The following is a 22,363-nucleotide window of genomic DNA, read 5'->3' on the forward strand; positions in this document are numbered from 1 at the left end:
ATTTATAGTGAGGTAGTTAATCAAATTGCCGCTGGTAGCGGGGCAGCATACTTTCATTGCCCAGTAACCCACCTTGATGAATATAAATCACCGTTTTTTCTGGATGAGCTTCCATCCAAGGTAACAAACATTGCCACATCATAGGGTCATACAACAGATCAAATTCCACATGAGTCTGCTCAAGTAGATTTTGCCACATCCGATAATCGGCTTCGTACAATCGTCCAAAGTGATGCTTTTTCTCTGTAGATATAATCGTAGGGTACTGGCGCTCTTCAAGCTCGTCAAATTGTTGGATGAGGTAGTCATTTCCCCCTACACAAGCACAGGTCAGAACCTCAATGCCGTGCGGTTTTAGATATTTTTGCAGGTAGATCGCAGTGGTTCCTGTCCCGGAGGGCAACGCAACGACGAATTGCGTTTTTGTCTCCATTCTCATCCAGTTGAGAATTTCTAGAGCCAGCTGCTTAATGCCTTTTTCGGCCATCTTTGAGCGACCGCCTTCCGGTACGACTAAGCATGAAGCATCAGGCTGTCGGATCGTATTAATATACTGCTCGGGGGCATTATATTGATGGGGCTAACTTCGATGATGTGCGCTCCTAAATCCATTGCACCTCGATAGTTGCCAATCGGTCTTTGTTGTAGCCACGTTGGAATGTGGTCTACATAAAACTCAAATTTCCACCCTTTAATGAGTGCAAGAGCTGCCAGAGAATAGAGAGCATTCGACTGCGCCGAACCATAGCTGATTAAAGTGCTGATGCCGGGGAGATCGCTATCCAATAACGCCATGAACTTACGCGCTTTATTTCCGGAAAAATGGCTGTGAAGTTGATCATCACGTTTTAAATAGAAGCGGTTATTGGCAAAAGTATGTTGCGTTATGGGGGTGTCAGACAGTTTCATGATGATTTTCGAGCAGAAAAGGGCCGTAGTATATACTGACCTGAGTAAAAATTGCAGTGTTGGCCGATTTTATCGCTCGTCAGTTACTGCTTTGCCTCTCATGCGGCAAAAAAAAGCCCAGAGCAAAAGGCGCTGGGCGGATACAAATAAACATAGGAGTTAATAAGAAAAAGCAGCATATCGGTAGTTACAGTAAGAAGAAAAATTTGACGGCCTGTAAAATTCTTAATGCTCTGCTAACTACACTTATTGAGACTGAGCATTTCACAATCAGTTCCATCTCAAAGCCATTTTTTTCAATTTATTTTTAAAATATTTATCTTTCATTAGCTTACTTCTATTTTGCTCTTCAGCTCCGATCATTTCGTAAAAATGTGATGTTAATTGCTTGTTAATCAATTGTGTCGATAGTATATTTCAAACACCTGTTTGATACGAGTGATTGAAATGGCACCAAGAAGTAGTACCAAAGAAAAAATCCTAGATGTTGCAGAAGGATTGTTTGCTGAACATGGCTTCAACGATACATCGTTACGAGCTATCACCAGCAAAGCTGGAGTAAATCTAGCCTCGGTTAACTACCATTTTGGTGATAAGAAAACGTTAGTGCGTGCAGTGTTGAATCGTTATTTAGAAGCATTTATGCCAGCCGTTCAACAAGCACTGCAGGAGTTAAACTCCCAAGATGAATATCAAATGGCAGAGGTGTTTGAGTCATTGCGTACACCATTGCGTGCGTTGAATGATGTTAGGCCCAACGGTACCAGCCGTTTTATGTTGTTGATTGGTCGCGGCTATACCGATGTGCAAGGTCATTTGCGTTGGTTTATCACCACACGCTATAGCGATGTATTGTCACTGTTTACTCAGTCAGTGATGAAGGCGAACCCAAAACTGACGCCTGAAACTCTATTCTGGCGTTTGCACTTCACGCTAGGCACGTGTGTTTTTACCATGGCGTCGAGCCAAGCATTGGCTGAGATTGCCGAAAGTGATTTTGGCAACCAAGTGGATGCCAAAGCCGTCGTCGACTTACTTATTCCTTATTTAGCCGCCGGCGTTGCGGCTGATTAACCCAATTAAATCTATTATAAGAAGTAACAATCCAAGCGAACAAAAGGATCTGATCATGAGCTCTCTACGAAGAAAATGGATAAGCGACCCCGCCTTTAAACTGTTTAAACAAGTTTTGCCTCCGTTATCGGAGACAGAAAAAGAGGCGATGGAAGCGGGCAGCGTTTGGTGGGATGGTGAACTGTTTTCAGGTCGTCCAGACTTTACCAAGCTGCATCATTACCCAAAACCAACCTTGTCAGATGAAGAGCAATCTTTCATTGATAATGAGTTGGAAACGCTGCTGTCCATGTTAGATGACCATAAAATCGTGAAACAAGATCGCGACTTGCCAGCGGAAGTGTGGACGTTTCTGCGTAAAGAGCGTTTCTTCTCTTTGATTATTTCAAAGGCCTACGGTGGTCGTGAATTTTCCGCACTCGCCAACTCCACCATAGTGTCACGGATTGCGACGCGCAGTATCAGTACCGCTGTTACAGTGATGGTGCCAAACTCGCTTGGCCCGGGAGAGCTCCTCTCTCACTACGGTACACAACAACAGAAAGATTATTGGCTTCCTCGTTTAGCCGACGGCACGGATATCCCTTGTTTTGCGCTGACAGGACCTGAAGCAGGCTCCGATGCTGGCGGCATTCCTGATCAAGGCGTGGTGTGTTACGGCAAGCACGAGGGCAAAGAAGTCCTTGGGATTAAACTCAGTTGGAATAAGCGTTATATCACGCTTGCTCCAGTTGCAACTGTGCTAGGCCTAGCTTTCAAACTCAGTGATCCTGACAAACTTCTAGGCGATAAGCTCGATATAGGTATTACCTGCGCGCTGATCCCTGCTAATCACAAAGGCGTGGAAATTGGCGAGCGACACGATCCACTCGGCCTTGCGTTTATGAACGGCCCAACGCGTGGTCAAGATGTTTTCATCCCGATGGATTGGCTCATCGGTGGTGCTGACTATGCGGGTAAAGGCTGGCGTATGCTGGTGGAATGTTTGTCGGCGGGGCGTGGTATTTCATTACCCGCACTTGGTACGGCGATTGGTCACTTAACTTCGCGCACAACCGGCGCATACGCTTATGTGCGCAAGCAATTTGGCATGTCGATTGGTAAATTTGAAGGGGTAGCTGAAGCACTGGGCCGTATCGGTGGCTTAACTTATTTGCTTGAAGCGACACGAACCTTAACCACGACCTCGCTCGATTTGAAAGAAAAACCGGGTATAGTGACCGCCATTGCCAAATACCATATGACAGAAATTGCGCGCACAATTTTAAATGATTCGATGGATATTCACTCAGGTCGAGCGATTCAAGATGGGCCAATGAACTACCTCGGAACACATTATCTCGGTATCCCGGTCGCAATTACGGTTGAAGGGGCCAATATCTTAACTCGCAATTTGATGATCTTTGGCCAAGGTGCCACTCGTTGTCACCCTTATGTTTTGAAAGAGATGGAAGCGGCGGCTAATCCTGATACAGAGCAAGGCGCGAAAGATTTCGATAAGCTGTTGTTTAAGCACATTAGCCACGCGACCAAAAATACCTTTGGGGCGCTCGGTGCTGCATTAACGGGTTCACGCTTTGTCAAAGCGCAGATGAGCGGCCCAACAAAAGCGTATTACCAACAGTTAACGCGCATTAGCCGAGCACTTGCCGTGAGTGCCGATTTCGCTATGTTGACGTTAGGTGGCGATCTTAAACGTAAAGAGATGATCTCAGCGCGTTTAGGTGATGGCTTGAGTTATCTGTACATGGCTTCAGCGACCTTGAAAAAGTATGAAGATGAAGGCCGCCAACAAACCGATTTAGATTACGTGCACTACGCGGTGCAATACTGTCTGTACCACGCCGCTAAATCTTTGCAAGAGGCGTACAGCAACTTCCCTAACAAAGTGGTTGGGCGCTTACTTAAAGTGTTGGTCTTCCCTTTGGGCAACCATTATGACAAACCTAGCGATGAGCTGTCGGTCAAACTGGCGGAAAGCTTAATGACTCCTGGAGCACATCGAGATCGTCTCACTCATCTTTGCTACATTGGGCCAGAGGAAGACGATAGCGTTGGCTTGATGGAAAAAGCGTTTTTGGCGATGTACGGTATCAGTACACTTGAGCGCAAGCTGTTCCGCGCGGTCAAAGAGGGTAAAATTGCGCGTAAAGGTGCCCTGACTGAGCGATTGGCTCAAGCTTTAAGCGAAAATGTGTTGACTCAAACTGAAGTGGACCAAATTTTGGCCGCAGACAAACTGCGTTATAAAGCGATTCAAGTTGACCACTTTAGCCATGACTTGAGCGAGGTGATGACCAATAAGCCGGGAAAGCCCAAGCTTAATCATGTCGCCTAGTCGCGAATATCGACACTAAAAGTGTAACCATATTTCAGGGCATCCTAGTCGGGTGCTCTGATTGTTTGAGCCACGAGAGATCCAACCACTTGCAATTTCTGCCTGTTTTTAAAGAAATAGGGTGAGATCTTCGAGCGAAACTTTTATCCTAGCGGAGATTTTTGAAGGAAGTTGAATATGATCATCAAACCTAAAATTCGTGGATTTATCTGTACGACAACGCACCCTGTGGGTTGTGAAGCTAATGTAAAAGAACAAATTGCTTACACCAAAGCACAAGGCCCTATCAAAAATGCACCGAAACGTGTACTTGTTGTAGGCTCATCCAGTGGCTATGGCCTTTCGTCTCGTATTACCGCCGCTTTTGGTGGCGGTGCTGCGACCATCGGTGTTTTCTTTGAAAAACCGGGCACGGATAAAAAACCAGGCACCGCCGGTTTTTATAACGCAGCCGCGTTTGACAAGCTTGCTCACGAGGCGGGTTTGTATGCTAAAAGCCTAAATGGTGATGCATTTTCTCACCAAGCAAAACAGAAAGCGATCGAGCTAATCAAACAAGACTTAGGTCAAATTGATATGGTGGTTTACTCGCTTGCTTCACCAGTGCGTAAGTTACCTGAAACTGGCGAACTGATTCGCTCATCATTGAAACCGATTGGCCAAACATACACCGCGACAGCGGTTGATACCAATAAAGACATCATCATTGAAGCCAGTGTTGAACCTGCAACTGAGCAGGAAATTGCAGACACGGTAACGGTTATGGGCGGTCAAGATTGGGAGCTATGGATCCATGCACTTGCTGAAGCTGGCGTATTGGCCCAAGGGTGTAAAACCGTGGCTTATAGCTATATCGGTACTGAGCTAACTTGGCCAATCTATTGGGATGGTGCGCTAGGTAAAGCGAAGATGGATTTAGACCGCGCCGCATCGGCACTGAATGAACAGCTTTCTGTATTAGGCGGTACGGCTAATGTGGCCGTTCTTAAATCGGTTGTTACTCAAGCCAGTTCAGCTATTCCTGTTATGCCTCTTTACATCGCAATGGTGTTTAAGAAAATGCGTGAGCAAGGTGTACATGAAGGATGTATTGAACAGATCTATCGCATGTTTAGCCAACGTCTTTATAAAGAAGACGGTAGTGCGCCGGAAGTAGATGAGCAAAATCGTCTGCGTTTGGATGACTGGGAACTGCGTGAAGATATTCAAAAGCATTGCCGTGAGCTTTGGCCACAGATCACTACTGAAAACCTAAAAGAGCTGACGGATTACGTTGAATACAAAGAAGAATTCTTGAAGTTATTCGGTTTTGGTGTTGATGGCGTTGATTACGAAGCCGATGTCGATACTGAAGTGGCATTCGATGTAATTGATATCTAATCTATTGGTGTCACCGTGACACAATAAGATGTTCTAATCTCAAAGGTCTAGCCACAGTGCTAGGCCTTTGCTGTTATGGAGGGTAATACAGCATTATTCACCCTCAACAGCATTTTCTCGATCAATGAAACGGTTGCTGTTTCCCTGCAACAAAAAACACATCACAGTGGTGCTCGGCCGCTAATTGCTTGAGTAGGTGTTGGTTGATAGGCTCAATAGTATTTGACGCAATTACCGCACTGGCATTTCCCGAGCGGATAGCTTTAATCACAATCTCTAATTCCGATAAGGTTTGAGAGGGTTTCATGTGGATCACTCTGTCGCAATGTATATTGAAAGAAGCAAACTGTTCATACTGTGGTCGAGGACATTCAGAGGTGAATAAGATCCACTGCTGTTGATACTGGGATAGCTGAGCAAGCTTTGACATCATGGCTTGTTCAATCGTATTTACTGAGCGATGGGCATTAGCCAAAGGGTACTGAGCTGATCGTTGAGAAGCGAAATTTACTTGAAGCATAACACTGTCCTTTCATACATGCTGTATGTGTATACAGTATTTGAGTTGTAGATACTGATCAAGTTTTTTTTGCTGAATTTATCAGCATAACCAAGCTTGAATTCGTTAGATTTTGTTTTAATTTATTGATTAATAATGATTTTTAGCAAAAAATCAAATTGTTCAAAGATAAAGCGCCATTGTCTGTTTTGTGATCAATGTAAGTATCCTAGTAACAGTGTCTCGCCACTAATTAGATAAGTTATCATAGTCGCTGAAATGGGTGTGCTTCAAAAATAGGCAGTAAAAAAGCGCCGTGTTGGCGCTTTTTCATGTATAGCTATTGATGCCTAATGTGACAGTGACTGTCGATCTCGAAATGCTTGCTCTGCAATATTAAACTGCCTGACATCCATGCGCGCAAACTCATTGCAACTTTCGCATGAGTGATGCGATTTCCCATCAATATATTCGTGTTTTATTAATAGCTTTGGTTGTTTACACCAATCGCAAATACCTTCAATCGTAAACATGTTTTCTCCCCACCTAGAAGATTTAGGTGTAATTTTCGCGGCGCATTATCCCATATAAAAGAGAATTAAGTTAACTATTTGTTACTTTAAGTGAGATGGAGATCGATTGCGTTGCCTATCTTTAGCAAGTGTTTTAACCGCGAGCGGTAATATTCTGCATTAAAAATAACATTTACTTAACGTGAGGCAGGATGATTTTTAACGCACCATTGAGTCGCTTCATTTCTTCTTGTGAGCCTTGAAGATCTGGGTGGTATATTTTACACAGTTGTTTGTAGCGAAGCTTGATGCTTTTTTCATCGGGAAGTTCACTGGGTTTAAAGCCAAATAATGCGCAGGCTAATAGTAATTTTTGATCCTGAGACTGGGCCACATGATTGTTTTGCAGTCTTTTGATCTCTTTGAATAAGCTTTCAAGCTGCCTTTTTTGCTGTTTGATTATAAAGGCCTGCGATTCGATTTCCTGTCGGTGTTGACTATTTTTATCGTGTTGTTGGGTCTTACGTTTTCGGCTCCAGAAGCGGAAAAGATAGATAAGCATCAAAAGGAGTAACATCAGCAGCAACAGAGATAAGTAATCCGTCATGATAGAGCTTGTCGAGTCGCGATCAACGGGTGCAGTGCCGGCCACCATGTCAGCTTCATCGCTGTTGTCAAAAGCGCTGTCTAATTGACTGATAGAGGAGACTTGCTTTGCACGTTGTTGATTGAATTTTTCTTGCAATACACGCTCATAACCCTCTTCGGCTTGGCTACTCTTATCTGCCGCAATGCGATACCACACTTCTGACAATTCTAACGCAGAGGGTGGCGAAGGGAGTGTTTCGTAAGTTCTAGCGAGTTGTAATTGAGCATTCACATCACCGCTAGTGGCTAAGTCGGTCAGCCAAAATAGAGCTTGAGGGATCTCTTTTGGAGTTCCTTGTCCCTTTAAATAGAGATTGGCTAGCCTGGATTTGGCTAAGGGGTGTCCGTTCTGTGCCGCTTGCTGAAACCAATAAAACGCATTGTTTAGGTTAACAGCAACTTTATCCCCTTGCTGATAAGCCAGCGCCAATTGATATTGTGCATTTGAGTTTTGTTGCTGAGCTTGGGCAGTTAGCTCAGCAACAGGAGAGGCCAGTACTAATGAGGAGAAAAGCAGGTATAAACTAAGGACAACTCTCAAATTCTCACCATGTTTTGTGGGGCTAATTTCTGTTCAAATAGTAGCGCATTTCTATCGAATGCACAGAGCAGAATAGCGCATTAATGGCTATCTAAGACGAATGGTTACCTAAGACGAATGGCTATCTAAGACGTTTTGGAGCAGGAGCACCATCAATCGGTCGATTTACAGATACTTTACGGCCTTTTTTTAACCCAGTCTCATAATCCGCGGTAATATTTTTCATGGCATCACGCAGCTGCTGCTTGAAGGTTTCACGGTCAATATTTTGAAACTCTTTATCAATGTAATTATTGATTTTGTTATTGGATTCATCATCAGCGGTGATCACTGGAAGCTTCTCTAATGCCCCTTCAATCCAACCCGAAACGAACGAATTGACCCGTCGTGTAACCTCCGTACTGGAAGTGCCACTGCCCGCGAAACTGTTTCTAAATTGGCCTGTGTGCTCGTTCATTTCTCGGTAAATGATATCAAAAGCGAATGCGGCAAAAATAGCGCGATCGGCCTCACCAATAAACTCAACACGTTTGAGTCCTTTATGATTGAGTAGCACCGCTTCTACACCAAACTTAGTATTGATACCGCGGATCACTCGCAGTAGTGATGAGGTGATGGATGCGGGGAGTAAATGGGTTGATTGGGTTTTGCCCATCTTGATAAATTCGATGTCATCTTTATCAAGTCCATACTTTAGCATCAGGCTATGCGCCATCTTGATGGCATTGGCCGCTTCATTCACATTCGCGGAATTACCAAGTTCAAGACATTTAGCGATCTTCTTTAGAGCTTTCTGTTTATCCATTAATTCGCAAATACAATTCTACAACTTCAGAAAAGTCCGACATTTTAGCGGTTTTATGCGGGAAGTGAAAGCGAAGTGGAGAATCGCTGCCCAAAATCAGGCAGCGAGTCGAGAGGAAGCTGGTGGTTTAAATACCAAGTTCATCCAATAGGTCTGTTGTTACATTATCATCACTGTTGTTTTGCTTGTCATTTTTGTCTTTGGCAGACAATTGTTGCTGAGCTGCTTCTAAAATTGAATCAGGGCTTTCATCTTCTTGAACTTCAAATTCTTCAAGTTGGATGAATTCGGTTTTATCCATTGCCAGTTCAAGATAGAAAATATTATTACTTTCTGTCGAGAAGGTGACTCGGCGTGCTTGTGGACGGTCTAAATTGGTATCCACCGACAAAATCACCTGTTTGTTGAGTGATAACATCTTCGGTTGGTTTTGGGTAATGTTAGTTTGTAACTCCTTGCGGATTTTATTTGTAAAATCGCCTACGAGCTGGTTCATCAATTCGCCCAGTACGTCGCCCACTTCGTCAGAAGTATGCAGCACGGCTAGCTCTTCTTCTGGCATTCCCATATTGCGCATGTAACTGGTGTAAATTTCCAGTGCAGCCTTGGCGGTAAAGTTGATAACAACGAGCCCAGAGAAGCCACCATCAAACAAAACGAAACAGCCGAAATCTGGCTTCAGTGACGTTTTATTGATTTTTTGCACCATCGCTGAATAAGCAATGTTGGTCGCCGTTGCAGAACTGAGCACTCCTGACACTGATTGACAAAGCTTAAGCAAAATATCTTCAGTGGTAACAATCTTGTTTTTTTTCATTCTGATATCCGTAATGTGCATTGCAGTTTAAAAGCGGTGTTTAACTTTCTATATCGACATATAAAGCATAAAGCGTTATTTAACTATATATAGCTAAAATGTTGTGTACAGGAAAAATATTGTATTAATGACTTTTTCGCTAGATTCATTCTTGCATTGAGATTCTGATTTGATCACCTTTTTAAATGTTGTAAAGTGACGAAATTCAAAGATTAATATCAAAATAACCATTAACCCACAGCTGATTGGATCAGCGCAGTAGGGGCAGGAAGCAAATGTTACCAAGACTTCATCACCAAACGGACGTCGATCCCGTCGTTTTGAGCTTTTTACAACAACTCGAAAATCAAGGATTTAGCGGCGATATCGAATCACAATACTCTAGCCGACTTGCTGTTGCGACTGACAACAGTGTTTATCAGCAATTGCCCCAAGCCGTCGTGCATCCCAAATCAACTCATGACGTAGCACTTATTGGTAAGATTAGCTCAAAACCAGAATTTGAGAGAGTCACTTTTTCACCGCGAGGCGGCGGCACTGGCACTAATGGCCAATCACTAACCAAAGGTATTGTGGTTGATTTATCTCGTCATATGAACCAAGTACTTGAAATCAATGCTGATAAAGGTTGGGTAAGGGTACAAGCTGGCGTGGTAAAAGACCAATTAAATGATGCGGTCAGACCATTGGGTTATTTTTTCTCACCGGATCTTTCGACCAGTAACCGAGCCACACTTGGTGGCATGATTAATACCGATGCGTCAGGGCAGGGCTCTTTAAAATATGGCAAAACGTCGGATCATGTCTTGTCTCTGCAAGCCGTTTTTGCCGATGGCTCGGTACTTGAATCGGATCTCTCATTAGGCTTGCCTGAAAGTGGTACTTTTGCTGCAAACGCGTTGCAAGTGACCGAAGCGGTATGCCGTGACAAGCGCGAACAAATTGTGGCGAAATTTCCACCTCTTAACCGCTTTCTGACGGGCTATGATCTTAAAAATGCGCTTGATGAAGAACGTGATCACTTTAATCTCACTCGGGTACTTTGTGGCGCAGAAGGCTCTTTGGTCTTCATCACAGAAGCAACCTTGAATCTGACGCCTATCCCCCAAGCTCGCACCTTAGTCAATGTGAAGTACAACAGCTTTGATTCAGCACTGCGTAATGCACCTTTGATGGTAGAAGCCAGTGCTTTATCGGTTGAAACCGTTGATTCCAAAGTATTAAATTTAGCTAAGCAAGATATTGTTTGGCATAGCGTCAGCGAGTTATTAGCGGATGTTCCGGGCAAAGAGATGCAAGGCATCAACATGGTCGAATACGCAGGCCAAAGCGAGCAAGAGGTCGCCGCTCAGGTCGCTTCATTGACGCAGCGTCTTGATCAGATGCTTGAGCAAGAACAAGCGGGCATCATTGGCTATCAAGTGTGCAGTGATTTGGCGAGCATTAACCTGATTTACAACATGCGCAAAAAAGCGGTGGGATTATTAGGGGCGGCCAAAGGCAAGGCTAAACCTGTTGCTTTTGCTGAAGATACTTGTGTTCCGCCGCAACACTTGGCTGATTTTATTAGCGAATTCCGTACCTTGCTGGATAGTAAAAATCTCAGTTATGGCATGTTTGGCCACGTGGATGCCGGCGTGTTGCATGTGCGCCCTGCTTTGGATTTGTGTGACCCACAGCAAGAGCTTCTGATGCATGAAGTGTCTGATGATGTGGTCAAACTGGTGGCAAAATATGGCGGTTTAATGTGGGGCGAACATGGCAAAGGTTATCGCTCCGAATATGGCCCCGCGTTTTTTGGTGAGGAGCTATTTACTGAATTACGACGCGTTAAAGCAGCCTTTGACCCGCACAATAAAATGAACCCCGGCAAAATATGTACGCCACTTGAGACCAATTTTGAATTGGTCAAAGTCACGGACACCAAACGCGGCTATTTTGATCGTCAAATCGATGTGAAGGTCCGTGACAGTTTCAAACAGGCGATGGAGTGTAATGGTAACGGTTTATGCTTTAACTATGACACCAGTTCGCCGATGTGCCCGTCGATGAAAGTCACGGCGGATCGTCGTCACTCACCGAAAGGCCGCGCCGGTTTGGTGCGTGAATGGTTACGCCAACTTACCGAGCAGGGTGTGGATATTCTCGACCTAGAGAAGCAAGTGTTGGAGTCGAACCCAACCATCAAAACCATGATTGATCGCGTGCGTAACTCTTTCAATAAATCGCACGAGTACGATTTTTCACATGAAGTGTATGAAGCGATGAACGGCTGCTTGGCGTGTAAAGCGTGTGCCAGCCAATGCCCAATCAAAGTCGATGTGCCGAGTTTTCGCTCTCGTTTTTTAAATATCTACTACTCACGTTATCAGCGTCCGGCTAAGGATTATCTTGTCGCGAATATTGAAACGCTTTTGCCGGTCATGGCAAAGGCACCGCAAGTGGTGAACGGGGTGTTGGCTCAGAAATGGGTACAAAGCCTCACCGCTTCAACCGTTGGCTACGTTGATGCGCCCTTACTTTCGGTGCCGACGTTGGCAAAGCGTGTCGCAGGCCAAGTGGTGAAATTTGATATGCAGCGCCTCGCTGGGCTGTCACAGCAAGATCGCGCTCAACATGTGATTATCGTCCAAGACCCATTTACCAGTTATTACGATGCTGAGGTGGTTGAAGATTTCGTACAATTGCTGATCAAATTAGGCAAAAATCCGATACTGTTGCCATTCAAACCCAATGGTAAAGCGCAGCATATCAAAGGATTTTTAAAGCAATTCACAGCCACTGCGAAAAACACCGCTGCGTTTTTGTCGCAGGTAGCGGATCTCAACATTCCGATGGTCGGTGTCGATCCAGCGTTAGTGCTTTGCTACCGTGATGAGTACAACGAAATTCTTGGCGATAAGCGCGGTGAGTTTGATGTGCTGACCGTTCATGAGTGGCTGTTGCCACGTTTAACAGAGTTTAATCATCAGACCCGCAGTGAAGTGCCTTGGTATCTGTTTGCTCATTGCACGGAAAAAACCAAGCTACCGAATGCAGAAAAAGAGTGGGGCGCGATATTTAGCCATTTTGGTTCTCAGTTAAAAACGGTGCCAGTCGGTTGTTGTGGTATGGCCGGAACCTTTGGCCACGAACAGGATAAGCTGGAGATGTCGAAAGATATTTATGGCTTAAGTTGGAAGCCAAGTTTAGGAAAACTGCCCAAAGAGCGTTGCTTGATCACAGGGTATTCCTGCCGCAGTCAAGTGAAACGATTTGAACAGGTAAAACCAAAGCATCCGTTACAGGCTTTACTGGCATTGTTGTAAACCCTAAGCCCAGACCTTACTGGGCTTTTTACTATACTGTCGATATTGGTTTGGAGCGAAGTACAGTCAGGTGGAGCAGCATGGAAAAATTTGAACTGAAAATACCCCCAGTGGCGATATTCATCGTGGCGCTACTGTTAATGCATCGTATCTCATACAGTTTTGAGTTTGCAAGCCTCGCTTTACCTGCGCCTCGAGTGGTCTTTGCGATTTGCTTTGTTTTATCTGGCATCGTTGGTTTACTGGGGATTTACGAATTTCGCCGCAAGAAAACCACGGTCAATCCAACCAAACCAGAAACAACATCGTGCATTGTCGATAGCGGTATCTACCGTTATTCGCGTAATCCGATGTATCTTGGGCTCTTTTTGCTGTTGTTTGGCGTGGCATACTGGCAAAACAATGGGTTGAGCCTCGTGGTCGCATTTTTATTTGTGTGGTTTATGAATCGTTTTCAGATTTATCCAGAAGAGCGAGTGCTGGAAGCGCGTTTTGGCGAAGAGTATGTCGATTACAAGCAGCGTGTTAGGCGCTGGATATAGTTGAATATCGTAAGACATTCGAAATCAAAAGCCCCGCGAGAATAGCGGGGCGACAATCTATACAACGAACATGGTTCTAGACAACGAACATGGTTCTAGATAATGGGCAAAAGAGCTCAAGCCATAGTGAAAATAATACGGTTAGGCTGCTTTTGAAACTTGAGCTAAAAACATCTCTTTACGTTCATTGAAGCGATTAACCAAGTCATCTACTGCTTCTTGGTCATAAGGTTTCAGGCCACTGGCTACCATGCGCTTCACCCCTTTCCCTACAATTTGACCATTTTCTTTAAAGGCAAAGTTAAGCGTGACAATGCCACGTTTACCGTCAACATCAAACGTCGCACCAGAAAACTTAACTTCAGGTGAAGTGAGGTCTAAGCGTTCAAATTCCACTTCCATGCTTTCATAGATGACTAATGGGCGCTGGCAGTTAATCATCATTTGCGCTTCCTCCATCAATGGCACCATGATGTGCGGGAAGTTCATACCAGAAAACTGCACATAGTTCGTTACAACGTGTTCGATAAATGCGGAGTTGTGGCTTACTTGCCCTTCACGGCTCATGTGTAGATACTCTTTGCCGGCAGTATCGACAAGAGCGCTCTCTTTCATACACTTATTTTCAATGTGCAGTGCAATGCCATCGCTGACCATGCCTGAAAAATCAAAACGCATCTTTTGGCTAATGCCTTCTTTTTGCAGCAATACTGCAAAGAGCAAATCGCCCGGAACACAGAAACGCTTGCTGTCTTCGTCGTGGATTGGGTTGAAATCTCCCGCCACTTTTTTAGCAAAGTGACTCGCTTGTTGGCGAGTGAACTGGAATTTTTGATCTTGATGAGTGAAATAAGATGTAAGAGACATAATGTACGCTGTATGGCCAAAACTGACGCGATTATAAGTCAACTCCACTCGATGAATGGTCCAATCAGTAAAAAGAGCCTCACAGAGAGCGAGGCTCAATAGCGTAATATTATAAGCTAGGGAGAAGACTTTCCGGCATGAGCGAGTTATGTACCGCCAGTTCTAGCAAGGTATTAGCTTGTTCAATATCTGGCGAGAAGTAGCGATCCTTATCGTAAAACGAAACTTTTTTACGCAGGATTTGTTTCGCTTCTTCGACTAATGCGGAGGATTTATTGGGCGCTCTGAAATCGAGCCCCTGCACGGCAGAGAGATACTCGACCGCTAAAATACCACGCGTGTTTTCGCTCATATCACGCAGACGACGACCAGCAAACGTTGCCATCGACACGTGATCTTCTTGGTTGGCTGAAGTGGGTAAGCTGTCAACCGAAGCCGGATGGGCGAGCGTTTTATTTTCACTGGCTAGCGCTGCCGCCGTCACTTGCGCAATCATAAAGCCAGAGTTAACGCCACCGTTGTCCACTAAAAATGGCGGAAGCTTGCTGAGCGCGCTGTCAATCAAGAGTGCCATGCGTCGTTCTGACAAACTGCCGATTTCGGCAATTGCTAGCGCCAAGTTATCCGCAGCCATCGCGACGGGCTCTGCATGGAAATTACCGCCAGAGATGATGTCGCCATCATCTGCAAACACCAGAGGGTTGTCGGAAACGGCATTGGCTTCCACTTCTAGCGTTTCAGCCGAATTGCGAATTTGCTGTAAGCACGCGCCCATCACTTGTGGTTGGCAACGCAGTGAATACGGATCTTGTACTTTTTCACATGCGGTGTGGGATTCACCAATCTCGCTGCGGCTGTCAAGTACATGGCGATAAGCGCTGGCGGCATCCATTTGCGCGCGATGGCCGCGAACGCGATGAATGCGCGGATCAAACGGGCGGCGACTGCCCAGCGCCGCTTCGACCGACATTGAACCACATACAATGGCGGAGGCAAATAAGTCTTCTGCGGCAAATAACCCCTCTAGTGCAAATGCGGTAGAGGCTTGTGTGCCATTGAGTAGCGCGAGCCCCTCTTTTGGCGCTAAAGTAATAGGAGTTAGCCCTGCGATTTTCAACGCGTCCAGTCCAGAGATAATTTCGCCGTTGTGGCGAGCTTGCCCTTCGCCGAGCAGTACCGTACTCATGTGTGCTAAAGGCGCTAAATCACCCGATGCGCCAACCGATCCCTTTTGCGGAACACAGGGGTAGACCTGGTGATTAACTAACGCCATCAAGGCGTTGATCACCTCAAGTCGAATACCAGAATACCCACGGGAAAGGCTATTAATTTTGAGTACCATCATCAAGCGAACGGTTTCATCCGCCATGAATTTACCAATGCCCGCAGCGTGTGAAAGCACGATGCTGCGCTGCAAGGTTTCTAAATCTTCAGGGGCAATTTTAGTATTGGCAAGTAGGCCAAACCCCGTGTTGATACCATAAACAGTACGATTTTCGGCAATCACCTGCTCAACGACTTGTGTGCTTGCTTCAATACCCGCTATCGCGCTGGAGTCGAGTGATACGGTGACCGGCTTTCGGCTGACTTGACGCAGTGCTTTTAAGCTCAATTGGCCCGGTTTAATAACAAGATTTAACATGTTTTTTTGTCCTTACTTCAGTTGCGCGAGTTCATGGTTGAGCATTGGCAGGTCGAGCTTTTGTTCTTTAGCACAGCGTTTCGCAATGTCATAACCTGCATCAGCATGGCGCATGACACCTGTGGCTGGGTCGTTATGCAAAACACGCGCAATACGTTGTGCTGCGTCATCTGAACCATCGCAGCAGATCACCATGCCAGAGTGCTGAGAAAAGCCCATACCTACGCCACCGCCGTGGTGAAGTGACACCCAAGTTGCGCCACCGGCGGTATTGAGCAGTGCGTTGAGCAGCGGCCAATCGGAAACAGCGTCTGAGCCATCTAGCATACCTTCAGTTTCACGGTTTGGGCTTGCTACCGAGCCGGAATCTAAATGGTCGCGACCAATCACGACTGGCGCTTTTAACTCGCCACTTTTCACCATCGCGTTAAAGGCTTGGCCTAAACGTTCGCGATCTTTCAAACCCACCCAGCAGATGCGAGCTGGTAGGCCTTGGAATTGAATGCGTTCGCGCGCCATGTCTAGCCAGTTATGTAGATGGGGGTTATCAGGGATTAACTCTTTCACTTTTTGGTCGGTTTTATAAATGTCTTCGGGATCGCCAGACAGGGCGACCCAGCGAAAAGGTCCAATCCCCTCACAAAATAGCGGGCGAATGTAGGCTGGCACGAATCCTGGGAAGTCAAAAGCGTTCGCTACTCCTTCTTCGAGAGCCATTTGGCGGATGTTGTTGCCGTAGTCGAGTGTGGCAGCGCCGCGTTTTTGCAGCGTTAACATCGCTTGAACTTGGACGGCCATCGATGCTTTGGCCGCCTTGACCACCTGGCTTTCATCTTGAGTGCGCATTTGAGCGGCGTGTGCCATGCTCCAATTTAAGGGTAAATAACCATTGAGTGGGTCATGGGCCGAGGTTTGGTCTGTCACCACATCGGGGGTGATATTACGCTCAACTAGCTGTGGAAAAATATCAGCGGCATTACCTAACAAACCGACAGAAATCGGTGTCTCCGAGCTATCGATCATCGCCAAGGCTTCATCTAAACTGGTGGCTTTTTTATCGACATAACCAGTGCGTAAACGGTAGTTGATGCGCGATTCATCACACTCGACCGCAATCATGGAAAACCCAGCCATGGTTGCCGCTAATGGCTGAGCGCCGCCCATGCCACCCAAGCCACCAGTCAACACCCAGCGGCCTTTTGCGTTACCTGCAAAATGCTGTCTAGCGATGGCGACGAAGGTTTCGTAAGTACCTTGTACAATGCCTTGTGAGCCGATGTAGATCCATGAGCCCGCCGTCATTTGACCGTACATCATCAACCCCTGCTTATCGAGCTCATTAAAGTGCTCCCAGTTGGCCCAGTGCGGCACAAGGTTTGAGTTGGCAATCAGCACACGTGGTGCATTTTTGTGCGTCGGGAAAACGCCGACAGGTTTGCCTGATTGAACCAAGAGCGTTTGATCCTCTTCAAGGCGTTCAAGCACTTCAACAATTTTATCAAAGCACGGCCAATTTCGGGCCGCGCGGCCAATGCCACCATACACCACAAGTGCATGTGGGTGCTCTGCAACGTCTGGGTCAAGGTTGTTCATGAGCATGCGCAGTGGCGCTTCGGTTAACCACGATTTGGCTCGAAGTGTTGTGCCGTGAGGGGCGCGAATGGTGCGCGTGGTATCAAGACGTTGCTCTTGAGTATGGGGTTGCGTCATGTTGAGACTCCTTGTATTTCACAATGTGGCGCTATTGTTGTTATGGTGCCAGTATCGGGTTAAGTGAGGTGTAGCGATTAATCGTCGGTCATGGCATTGGCGATATCCCAACACAACCTTGCCGCAAGACGAGCGGTTTGATTGTCTTGGTCAAATTGCGGGTTGTATTCGGCAATGTCGGCAATTAACAGTTTGTTTTTGTGGTAGAAAATTTTGTCAAAATAAGGGGCGAGCGCTTCATAACTGACGCCACGTGCTGCTGGGGCGCTGACTCCCGGCGCCGTTGCAGCTGGAAAGACATCTAAGTCAATTGTCAAATAGAGATAGTCACACTGGTCAATGAAGTGCTGCAGTTCACGCAGATGATCAATCGGGCTCAGTGCTGAAAACTGATTATCTTGCATATACCAAACGCCCAGTTCATCGGCTCGTTGAAACAGTGCCGCCGTATTACTTGCTCGGCTCACACCTAAGCAAGCGTAATGAAATGGCCATTGATTTTGCTCGCACCATTGATGAATTTGATTAAAGGGCGTGCCCGAGCTAGGTCGCACCGAAGCGATCTCTGACTCAAAAGCACGCAAATCGAAATGTGCGTCAAAATTGATGATCCCAATCCGTGGTTGGCTGATAGTTTGTTGACTCAGATATTGCGCTGCGCCTTGAAACGTGGCCCAAGCGACTTCATGACCGCCACCCAGTACGATAACGGGCGTTTGTTTAAGCGTATGGGCAATCACATCAGCGCACTGTTGCTGAGCCAGCTCAAGCTCATCATCAATACAGCGAATATTGCCCAGATCAAAAAAGCGAGAGTGCTTATGCCAAGCCATGTTGGCCAGCGCTTGGCGAATGGCATCGGGAGCCTGTTTTGCGCCAATGCGCCCTTTGTTGCGTGCCACCCCTGCATCGCATTCAAAACCGATAATGGCAATGGCTTTCTCATCTTGGCTTGGTTGAATGGGAAGCGTATTGACGGTGCAACGTTGAGTTTGATGGTGAACGCGTGTACCTAACTCGCCATCTTCGGCATCGTCACGGCCTTGCCACTCGAAGCTGTGCTGAGTGTTGCTAAAAATAGGGTTATTCATAGGTAAATGCTCCGTCAACTACGCGTGCATGCAAACGCGGTACGCCCACTTGATAACTTAAATCGGCTGGGTGGCTAATATTCCAAATGGCGAGATCGGCATCATAGCCAGTGGCAATTTTGCCGCGAGAATCAGCAAAACCTAACGCTTGCGCAGCATGTTGAGTCACACCTCGTAAGGCTTCTTGGGGGGTTAAGCCAAACAGTGTGCACGCCATATTCATCATAAGAGTGAGGTCAGCAAACGGCGATGTACCGGGGTTGAAATCACTTGCGATGGCCATTGGAATATGATGCTGACGCAGTAAATCAATCGGTGGGCGTTGGGTTTCACGTAAGAAATAAAAAGCACCGGGCAGTAAGGTTGCCACGGTATTGGAACGGGCGAGTGCAAACACACCTTGCTCATCTAAATATTCGATATGATCGGCAGACAAACCTTGGTAATGGGCGGTTAAAGCGCTTCCCCCTAGGTTTGATAATTGCTCGGTATGACCTTTCACTTGCAGCCCATGCGCAATTGCGGCTTGGAACACTTTTTCTGTTTGTGCCAGCGTAAAACCAATCGATTCACAAAACACATCGACGCTCGAAGCGAGTTTTTGTTCGGCCACCAGAGGGATGATTTCCTGACAAATATGCTCAACATAATCGTCTGATCGGTGTTGATATTCTGGTGGAATGGCGTGAGCGGCGAGCAGTGTTGTGACGACTTTAATGCGGCGATGATCCTCAAGGTGCTTAGCCGCTTTGAGCATTTTTATCTCATCATGGAGCGTTAAACCGTAGCCCGATTTGATCTCAACGGATGTGACACCGGAACGCAGCAATCCCTCTAACCTTGGTAGTGCCAACTCAACCAATTGGTCAATGGATGCGGTGCGGGTGGCGTGGACGGTTGATAAAATACCGCCGCCTTGCTTGGCGATCGCTGGGTAGGGAACACCTTGCAAGTGCATTTCAAACTCATTGGCGCGGTTACCGGCATAGATAAGGTGAGTATGGCAATCTATCAACCCCGGAGTGATAAGCTTGCCTTGGCAATCTATGACTTTGTGTTCTGGCGCGGCGGCGATGGGAATGTGGCTATCAAGGCAGGCGTCAATTTTGCCCGCTTTTATCACCACAGTTTTAGGAGAGCTAGGCTGATAGCCAAGATCTCCTTGTTCCATGCTGACGATACGCGCGTTGGTCAGTATTAGATCCATCTTTATTGTCACCGTTATGGCTTAATTACTTCACTGATTTAAATGTATATACAAATAAATAAGACAAAAAAGCAGGTTGCGCAAGGTGAATGTTGCAGAACTGTGATCGAATGTTGAAATGTGTAGCGTTAATCGAGCATCACTTTAGAGGTTAATTTGTATTTCGAGCCCGGGTGATAAAGCAGTGCAGAGCTGACTAACTTATCGCCACTCCAAGTACGGCGATTGAGTAGTAAACAGGGTTCATTGACGGCCAACTGCAACAATTGTTTGATGTGATGATCGGCAATAATGGCTTCAACAGTGTGCTCAATTGCACTCAATGGGCAGTTTTGTGAAAGATATTGATTGGGCGTCATGAAGGCGAAGTTTTGTTCAAGATAGTGGGGCGCGTAGCGGCTATTGACCCAACGCACTTCCAGTTGTATCGGAGTGTCATTAGCAAAGTGAATGATTTCACTATAAAAAACAGAAGATCCTAGCATGACGCCGAGTTTGATAGCGACACTTTCATCTGCTGCTAACGCAAGTTGCTTTAAGACTTTACTGCGATATTGCTTTCCTCGGCTAGCGACCTCGTCAGCAATATTACGAATATCAAGTAGCGGTGATTCCGCTTTGTCTTCTACAGCGCAAACAAAAGTACCTAGCCTTGGTCGGCGCTGCAGTTTTCCATCAGCCACCAGATCCCGTATCGCTTTATTCACCGTCATCCGACTCACATTAAATTGCTCGGTCAGTTCTAGCTCGGTGCTTATGCGTTGGCCGACAGGCCAGTGTCCGGAGTCAATGTTATCTAAAATAAATTGTTTTATTTGTCTATAAAGTGGTGAGCTTGACATGGGCATGATGAGTTTCATTTGAATATACAAATAATTAACGAAGTCGCTGGGAAATGCAATATTTAGATAAGGCTTTGCGATCATCATCGGCCAAAACGGTGAATTGGTGAAGCCGCTATCGACGACAAAGGGTCAGTGTCACGGTAAGATGGCGCCGTAACTTGTGTTGTCAATAGTAACCTGTGTTGTAAATAATAACCTGTGTTGTAAATAGTAACTTGTGGTTTAAATAATAAAGAGAAAATGCGATGACAGCTCCAACAGAAATGACTTTTTTCGCTCGTTTTGAAGCGGATATTTTGGCGAAAAAGAAAGTGATCACCATTCGTGATGAGAGCGAAAAGCACTACCAAGTTGGCTCTATTGTTGAGGTGAGTACGTTGGAAGAGGGGCGAAAGTTCTGCCGCTTGTTAATCAATAAGGTTGAACCGATCCTATTTAGCGAATTAAGTCACTACCATGCAGAGCAGGAAAATATGTCACTCACGACACTGAAAGAGGTGATTCAAGACATTTATCCCAATATTGAACAGTTGTATGTTATTCACTATCAACTGGTTGAAGAGAAAGCTCTGGAAAAAGATCACGCTTAAAAATAATAACGCCAATCAATCATGATTGGCGTTATTGCTGTTTGTCTCAAGACAGTGTCACGACGATTTCATTATAAAACGCAGCAACAGTAATGAGGTTAGTCACGCTTCCATAGAATGTGGCAGAACTTTTGGTCTGGGTCGCGGCTAACGAGCATTCTTGCAAACACATCGTCTAGTACGTCGTCCTCTTCATTGACAAGACCGATCAATACTTCCGCGTAAGCTTCCTTATCGACGTCAAAACCCACGTGTTGAACCCAATCATCACCTACCTCAACCAGTTCAGCTGCGCCACGGTCTTCAAATTGTGCCGTAAACAGGATCACATCAACAGGTTCTAGATTATCGGGTGCCATTTCAAGAAAGATGTCGTAAGCCGCATCAATGGCATCGTCGTAAGAAATCAAATCAGACATTATTATGCTCGGCTCATGTATTTGCGTTCAGCGGTGTTGACGATAATACGGTCACCAGTTGCCACATATTCAGGAACTTGCACGACAAGGCCAGTGCTTAAACGTGCTGGTTTTGAACGCGCAGAAGCTGAAGCACCTTTGATGGAAGGATCAGTCTCTTCAATCACAAGCTCAACAGATGAAGGGACATCTAGTGCTACCGCAACACCGTCGACGACAACCACATACATACCTTGGATTTCTTCAGTGATGAACAGCAGCTCATCTTCGATATCCGCCTGTTTAAACGTAAATTGAGTGTAATCTTCGTTATCCATGAAGATGTACTCATCGCCATCAACATAAGAAAACGAAACCGCACGGCGGTTCATGTCAACGGTGTCGACAAAGTCATCGGCTTTTAAACGCTCATCAACGCGAGCGCCAGTGTTCAAATCAGTACAACGTAGTTTGTAGATTTTAGAACCACCGCGGCCACCAGGAGTGGTCACTTCGATATCTTTGATCAATAGCGTCTTGCCATCAGAAATAATAGCAAACCCTTTTTTTAATTCATTCGCCTTTGGCATGGAATTTTTCCTTCATACTTAGTTTCGGCGCATTATACCTTGCCGTTTTC

Annotated in this window: 19 protein-coding genes and 1 pseudogene; 6 read left to right on the forward strand and 14 right to left on the reverse strand. The window is 45.9% G+C overall.

The features are described 5' to 3' along the window. Positions 1–16: 16 nt before the first annotated feature. A pseudogene (locus CCZ37_RS05150) lies at positions 17–909 on the reverse strand (pyridoxal-phosphate dependent enzyme). A 447-nt stretch (positions 910–1,356) separates the two neighbouring features. On the opposite strand from CCZ37_RS05150, the gene psrA reads away from it, so the two are divergent. The 3 genes from psrA (at position 1,357) to fabV (ending at position 5,701) form a co-directional block, all read left to right on the forward strand. Further along, positions 1,357–1,983, forward strand: coding sequence for a TetR family transcriptional repressor PsrA (gene psrA, locus CCZ37_RS05155; protein ID WP_094499931.1), 627 nt, complete (start codon positions 1,357–1,359; stop codon positions 1,981–1,983). Between the two features lie 55 nt (positions 1,984–2,038). Next, positions 2,039–4,321, forward strand: coding sequence for an acyl-CoA dehydrogenase (locus CCZ37_RS05160; protein ID WP_094499932.1), 2,283 nt, complete (start codon positions 2,039–2,041; stop codon positions 4,319–4,321). A gap of 177 nt (positions 4,322–4,498) precedes the next feature. Continuing rightward, on the forward strand, positions 4,499–5,701 hold the full coding sequence (fabV, locus tag CCZ37_RS05165; RefSeq protein ID WP_026028134.1) for an enoyl-ACP reductase FabV: 1,203 nt from the start codon (positions 4,499–4,501) through the stop codon (positions 5,699–5,701). 121 nt (positions 5,702–5,822) lie between these two features. Here the strand turns inward: fabV and CCZ37_RS05170 are convergent, their stop codons facing one another. The 5 genes from CCZ37_RS05170 to CCZ37_RS05190 all read right to left on the reverse strand — a co-directional run bounded on the left by CCZ37_RS05170 (position 5,823) and on the right by CCZ37_RS05190 (position 9,523). Next, on the reverse strand, positions 5,823–6,221 hold the full coding sequence (locus tag CCZ37_RS05170) for a 50S ribosomal protein L7ae (protein ID WP_010319036.1): 399 nt from the start codon (positions 6,219–6,221) through the stop codon (positions 5,823–5,825). A gap of 329 nt (positions 6,222–6,550) precedes the next feature. Next, a complete protein-coding gene (locus CCZ37_RS05175; RefSeq protein ID WP_010319035.1) occupies positions 6,551–6,733 on the reverse strand; it encodes a hypothetical protein in 183 nt (60 codons plus the stop codon). A 172-nt stretch (positions 6,734–6,905) separates the two neighbouring features. Continuing rightward, complete coding sequence (locus tag CCZ37_RS05180) at positions 6,906–7,901, reverse strand: J domain-containing protein (RefSeq protein ID WP_094499933.1); 996 nt, start codon at positions 7,899–7,901, stop codon at positions 6,906–6,908. Positions 7,902–8,022: 121 nt separating this feature from the next. Next, positions 8,023–8,706 carry a DUF2786 domain-containing protein gene (locus CCZ37_RS05185; RefSeq protein ID WP_010319033.1) on the reverse strand — a complete coding sequence of 228 codons (684 nt, stop codon included), beginning with the start codon at positions 8,704–8,706 and terminating at the stop codon, positions 8,023–8,025. Positions 8,707–8,833: 127 nt separating this feature from the next. Further along, positions 8,834–9,523: a DUF3334 family protein gene (locus CCZ37_RS05190; RefSeq protein WP_010319032.1), complete on the reverse strand. Its 690-nt coding sequence runs from the start codon at positions 9,521–9,523 to the stop codon at positions 8,834–8,836. A gap of 275 nt (positions 9,524–9,798) precedes the next feature. Between CCZ37_RS05190 and ydiJ the strand changes: the two genes are divergently transcribed. Continuing rightward, complete coding sequence (ydiJ, locus tag CCZ37_RS05195; RefSeq protein ID WP_167372384.1) at positions 9,799–12,831, forward strand: D-2-hydroxyglutarate dehydrogenase YdiJ; 3,033 nt, start codon at positions 9,799–9,801, stop codon at positions 12,829–12,831. Positions 12,832–12,881: 50 nt separating this feature from the next. Then, positions 12,882–13,373 (forward strand): methyltransferase family protein, encoded by a 492-nt coding sequence (locus CCZ37_RS05200; RefSeq protein ID WP_094499935.1) that lies wholly within the window; start codon positions 12,882–12,884, stop codon positions 13,371–13,373. Positions 13,374–13,514: 141 nt separating this feature from the next. Here CCZ37_RS05200 and CCZ37_RS05205 read toward each other — a convergent pair whose 3' ends face one another. The 6 genes from CCZ37_RS05205 to hutC all read right to left on the reverse strand — a co-directional run bounded on the left by CCZ37_RS05205 (position 13,515) and on the right by hutC (position 20,732). Further along, the gene (locus CCZ37_RS05205; protein ID WP_094500794.1) at positions 13,515–14,240 is read right to left on the reverse strand and encodes a DUF3581 domain-containing protein; all 726 of its coding nucleotides are present in this window, start codon (positions 14,238–14,240) and stop codon (positions 13,515–13,517) included. A gap of 109 nt (positions 14,241–14,349) precedes the next feature. Further along, positions 14,350–15,882 carry a histidine ammonia-lyase gene (hutH, locus tag CCZ37_RS05210; protein WP_094499936.1) on the reverse strand — a complete coding sequence of 511 codons (1,533 nt, stop codon included), beginning with the start codon at positions 15,880–15,882 and terminating at the stop codon, positions 14,350–14,352. 12 nt (positions 15,883–15,894) lie between these two features. After that, positions 15,895–17,592 (reverse strand): urocanate hydratase, encoded by a 1,698-nt coding sequence (gene hutU, locus CCZ37_RS05215; RefSeq protein WP_094499937.1) that lies wholly within the window; start codon positions 17,590–17,592, stop codon positions 15,895–15,897. Between the two features lie 77 nt (positions 17,593–17,669). Next, positions 17,670–18,683, reverse strand: coding sequence for a formimidoylglutamase (hutG, locus tag CCZ37_RS05220; RefSeq protein WP_094499938.1), 1,014 nt, complete (start codon positions 18,681–18,683; stop codon positions 17,670–17,672). After that, positions 18,676–19,890, reverse strand: a complete 1,215-nt coding sequence (gene hutI / locus CCZ37_RS05225) for an imidazolonepropionase (protein ID WP_094499939.1) — start codon at positions 19,888–19,890, stop codon at positions 18,676–18,678. The genes hutG and hutI overlap by 8 nt, the downstream gene beginning before the upstream one ends. Positions 19,891–20,018: 128 nt before the next feature. Beyond that, positions 20,019–20,732: a histidine utilization repressor gene (hutC, locus tag CCZ37_RS05230; protein ID WP_094500795.1), complete on the reverse strand. Its 714-nt coding sequence runs from the start codon at positions 20,730–20,732 to the stop codon at positions 20,019–20,021. Between the two features lie 248 nt (positions 20,733–20,980). Between hutC and yqfB the strand changes: the two genes are divergently transcribed. Further along, positions 20,981–21,325 (forward strand): N(4)-acetylcytidine aminohydrolase, encoded by a 345-nt coding sequence (yqfB, locus tag CCZ37_RS05235; RefSeq protein ID WP_010319023.1) that lies wholly within the window; start codon positions 20,981–20,983, stop codon positions 21,323–21,325. 98 nt (positions 21,326–21,423) lie between these two features. On the opposite strand, the gene CCZ37_RS05240 is transcribed toward yqfB, so the two are convergent. Both CCZ37_RS05240 and yeiP read right to left on the reverse strand, forming a co-directional pair. Next, on the reverse strand, positions 21,424–21,744 hold the full coding sequence (locus tag CCZ37_RS05240; RefSeq protein WP_094131997.1) for an HI1450 family dsDNA-mimic protein: 321 nt from the start codon (positions 21,742–21,744) through the stop codon (positions 21,424–21,426). 2 nt (positions 21,745–21,746) lie between these two features. Next, positions 21,747–22,313, reverse strand: coding sequence for an elongation factor P-like protein YeiP (gene yeiP / locus CCZ37_RS05245; RefSeq protein ID WP_010319021.1), 567 nt, complete (start codon positions 22,311–22,313; stop codon positions 21,747–21,749). Positions 22,314–22,363 lie beyond the last annotated feature (50 nt).

The organism is Vibrio qinghaiensis (assembly GCF_002257545.1).
Classification (GTDB): Bacteria; Pseudomonadota; Gammaproteobacteria; order Enterobacterales; family Vibrionaceae; genus Vibrio; species Vibrio ordalii.

Bases quoted from the DNA above. Each gene is read 5' to 3' on its own strand.
- psrA (WP_094499931.1), top strand. From the start codon at position 1,357: ATGGCACCAAGAAGTAGTACCAAAGAAAAAATCCTAGATGTTGCAGAA.
- CCZ37_RS05160 (WP_094499932.1), top strand. From the start codon at position 2,039: ATGAGCTCTCTACGAAGAAAATGGATAAGCGACCCCGCCTTTAAACTG.
- fabV (WP_026028134.1), top strand. From the start codon at position 4,499: ATGATCATCAAACCTAAAATTCGTGGATTTATCTGTACGACAACGCAC.
- CCZ37_RS05170 (WP_010319036.1), bottom strand. From the start codon at position 6,221: ATGCTTCAAGTAAATTTCGCTTCTCAACGATCAGCTCAGTACCCTTTG.
- CCZ37_RS05175 (WP_010319035.1), bottom strand. From the start codon at position 6,733: ATGTTTACGATTGAAGGTATTTGCGATTGGTGTAAACAACCAAAGCTA.
- CCZ37_RS05185 (WP_010319033.1), bottom strand. From the start codon at position 8,706: ATGGATAAACAGAAAGCTCTAAAGAAGATCGCTAAATGTCTTGAACTT.
- CCZ37_RS05190 (WP_010319032.1), bottom strand. From the start codon at position 9,523: ATGAAAAAAAACAAGATTGTTACCACTGAAGATATTTTGCTTAAGCTT.
- ydiJ (WP_167372384.1), top strand. From the start codon at position 9,799: ATGTTACCAAGACTTCATCACCAAACGGACGTCGATCCCGTCGTTTTG.
- CCZ37_RS05205 (WP_094500794.1), bottom strand. From the start codon at position 14,240: ATGTCTCTTACATCTTATTTCACTCATCAAGATCAAAAATTCCAGTTC.
- hutH (WP_094499936.1), bottom strand. From the start codon at position 15,882: ATGTTAAATCTTGTTATTAAACCGGGCCAATTGAGCTTAAAAGCACTG.
- hutU (WP_094499937.1), bottom strand. From the start codon at position 17,592: ATGACGCAACCCCATACTCAAGAGCAACGTCTTGATACCACGCGCACC.
- hutG (WP_094499938.1), bottom strand. From the start codon at position 18,683: ATGAATAACCCTATTTTTAGCAACACTCAGCACAGCTTCGAGTGGCAA.
- hutI (WP_094499939.1), bottom strand. From the start codon at position 19,890: ATGGATCTAATACTGACCAACGCGCGTATCGTCAGCATGGAACAAGGA.
- hutC (WP_094500795.1), bottom strand. From the start codon at position 20,732: ATGTCAAGCTCACCACTTTATAGACAAATAAAACAATTTATTTTAGAT.
- yqfB (WP_010319023.1), top strand. From the start codon at position 20,981: ATGACAGCTCCAACAGAAATGACTTTTTTCGCTCGTTTTGAAGCGGAT.
- CCZ37_RS05240 (WP_094131997.1), bottom strand. From the start codon at position 21,744: ATGTCTGATTTGATTTCTTACGACGATGCCATTGATGCGGCTTACGAC.
- yeiP (WP_010319021.1), bottom strand. From the start codon at position 22,313: ATGCCAAAGGCGAATGAATTAAAAAAAGGGTTTGCTATTATTTCTGAT.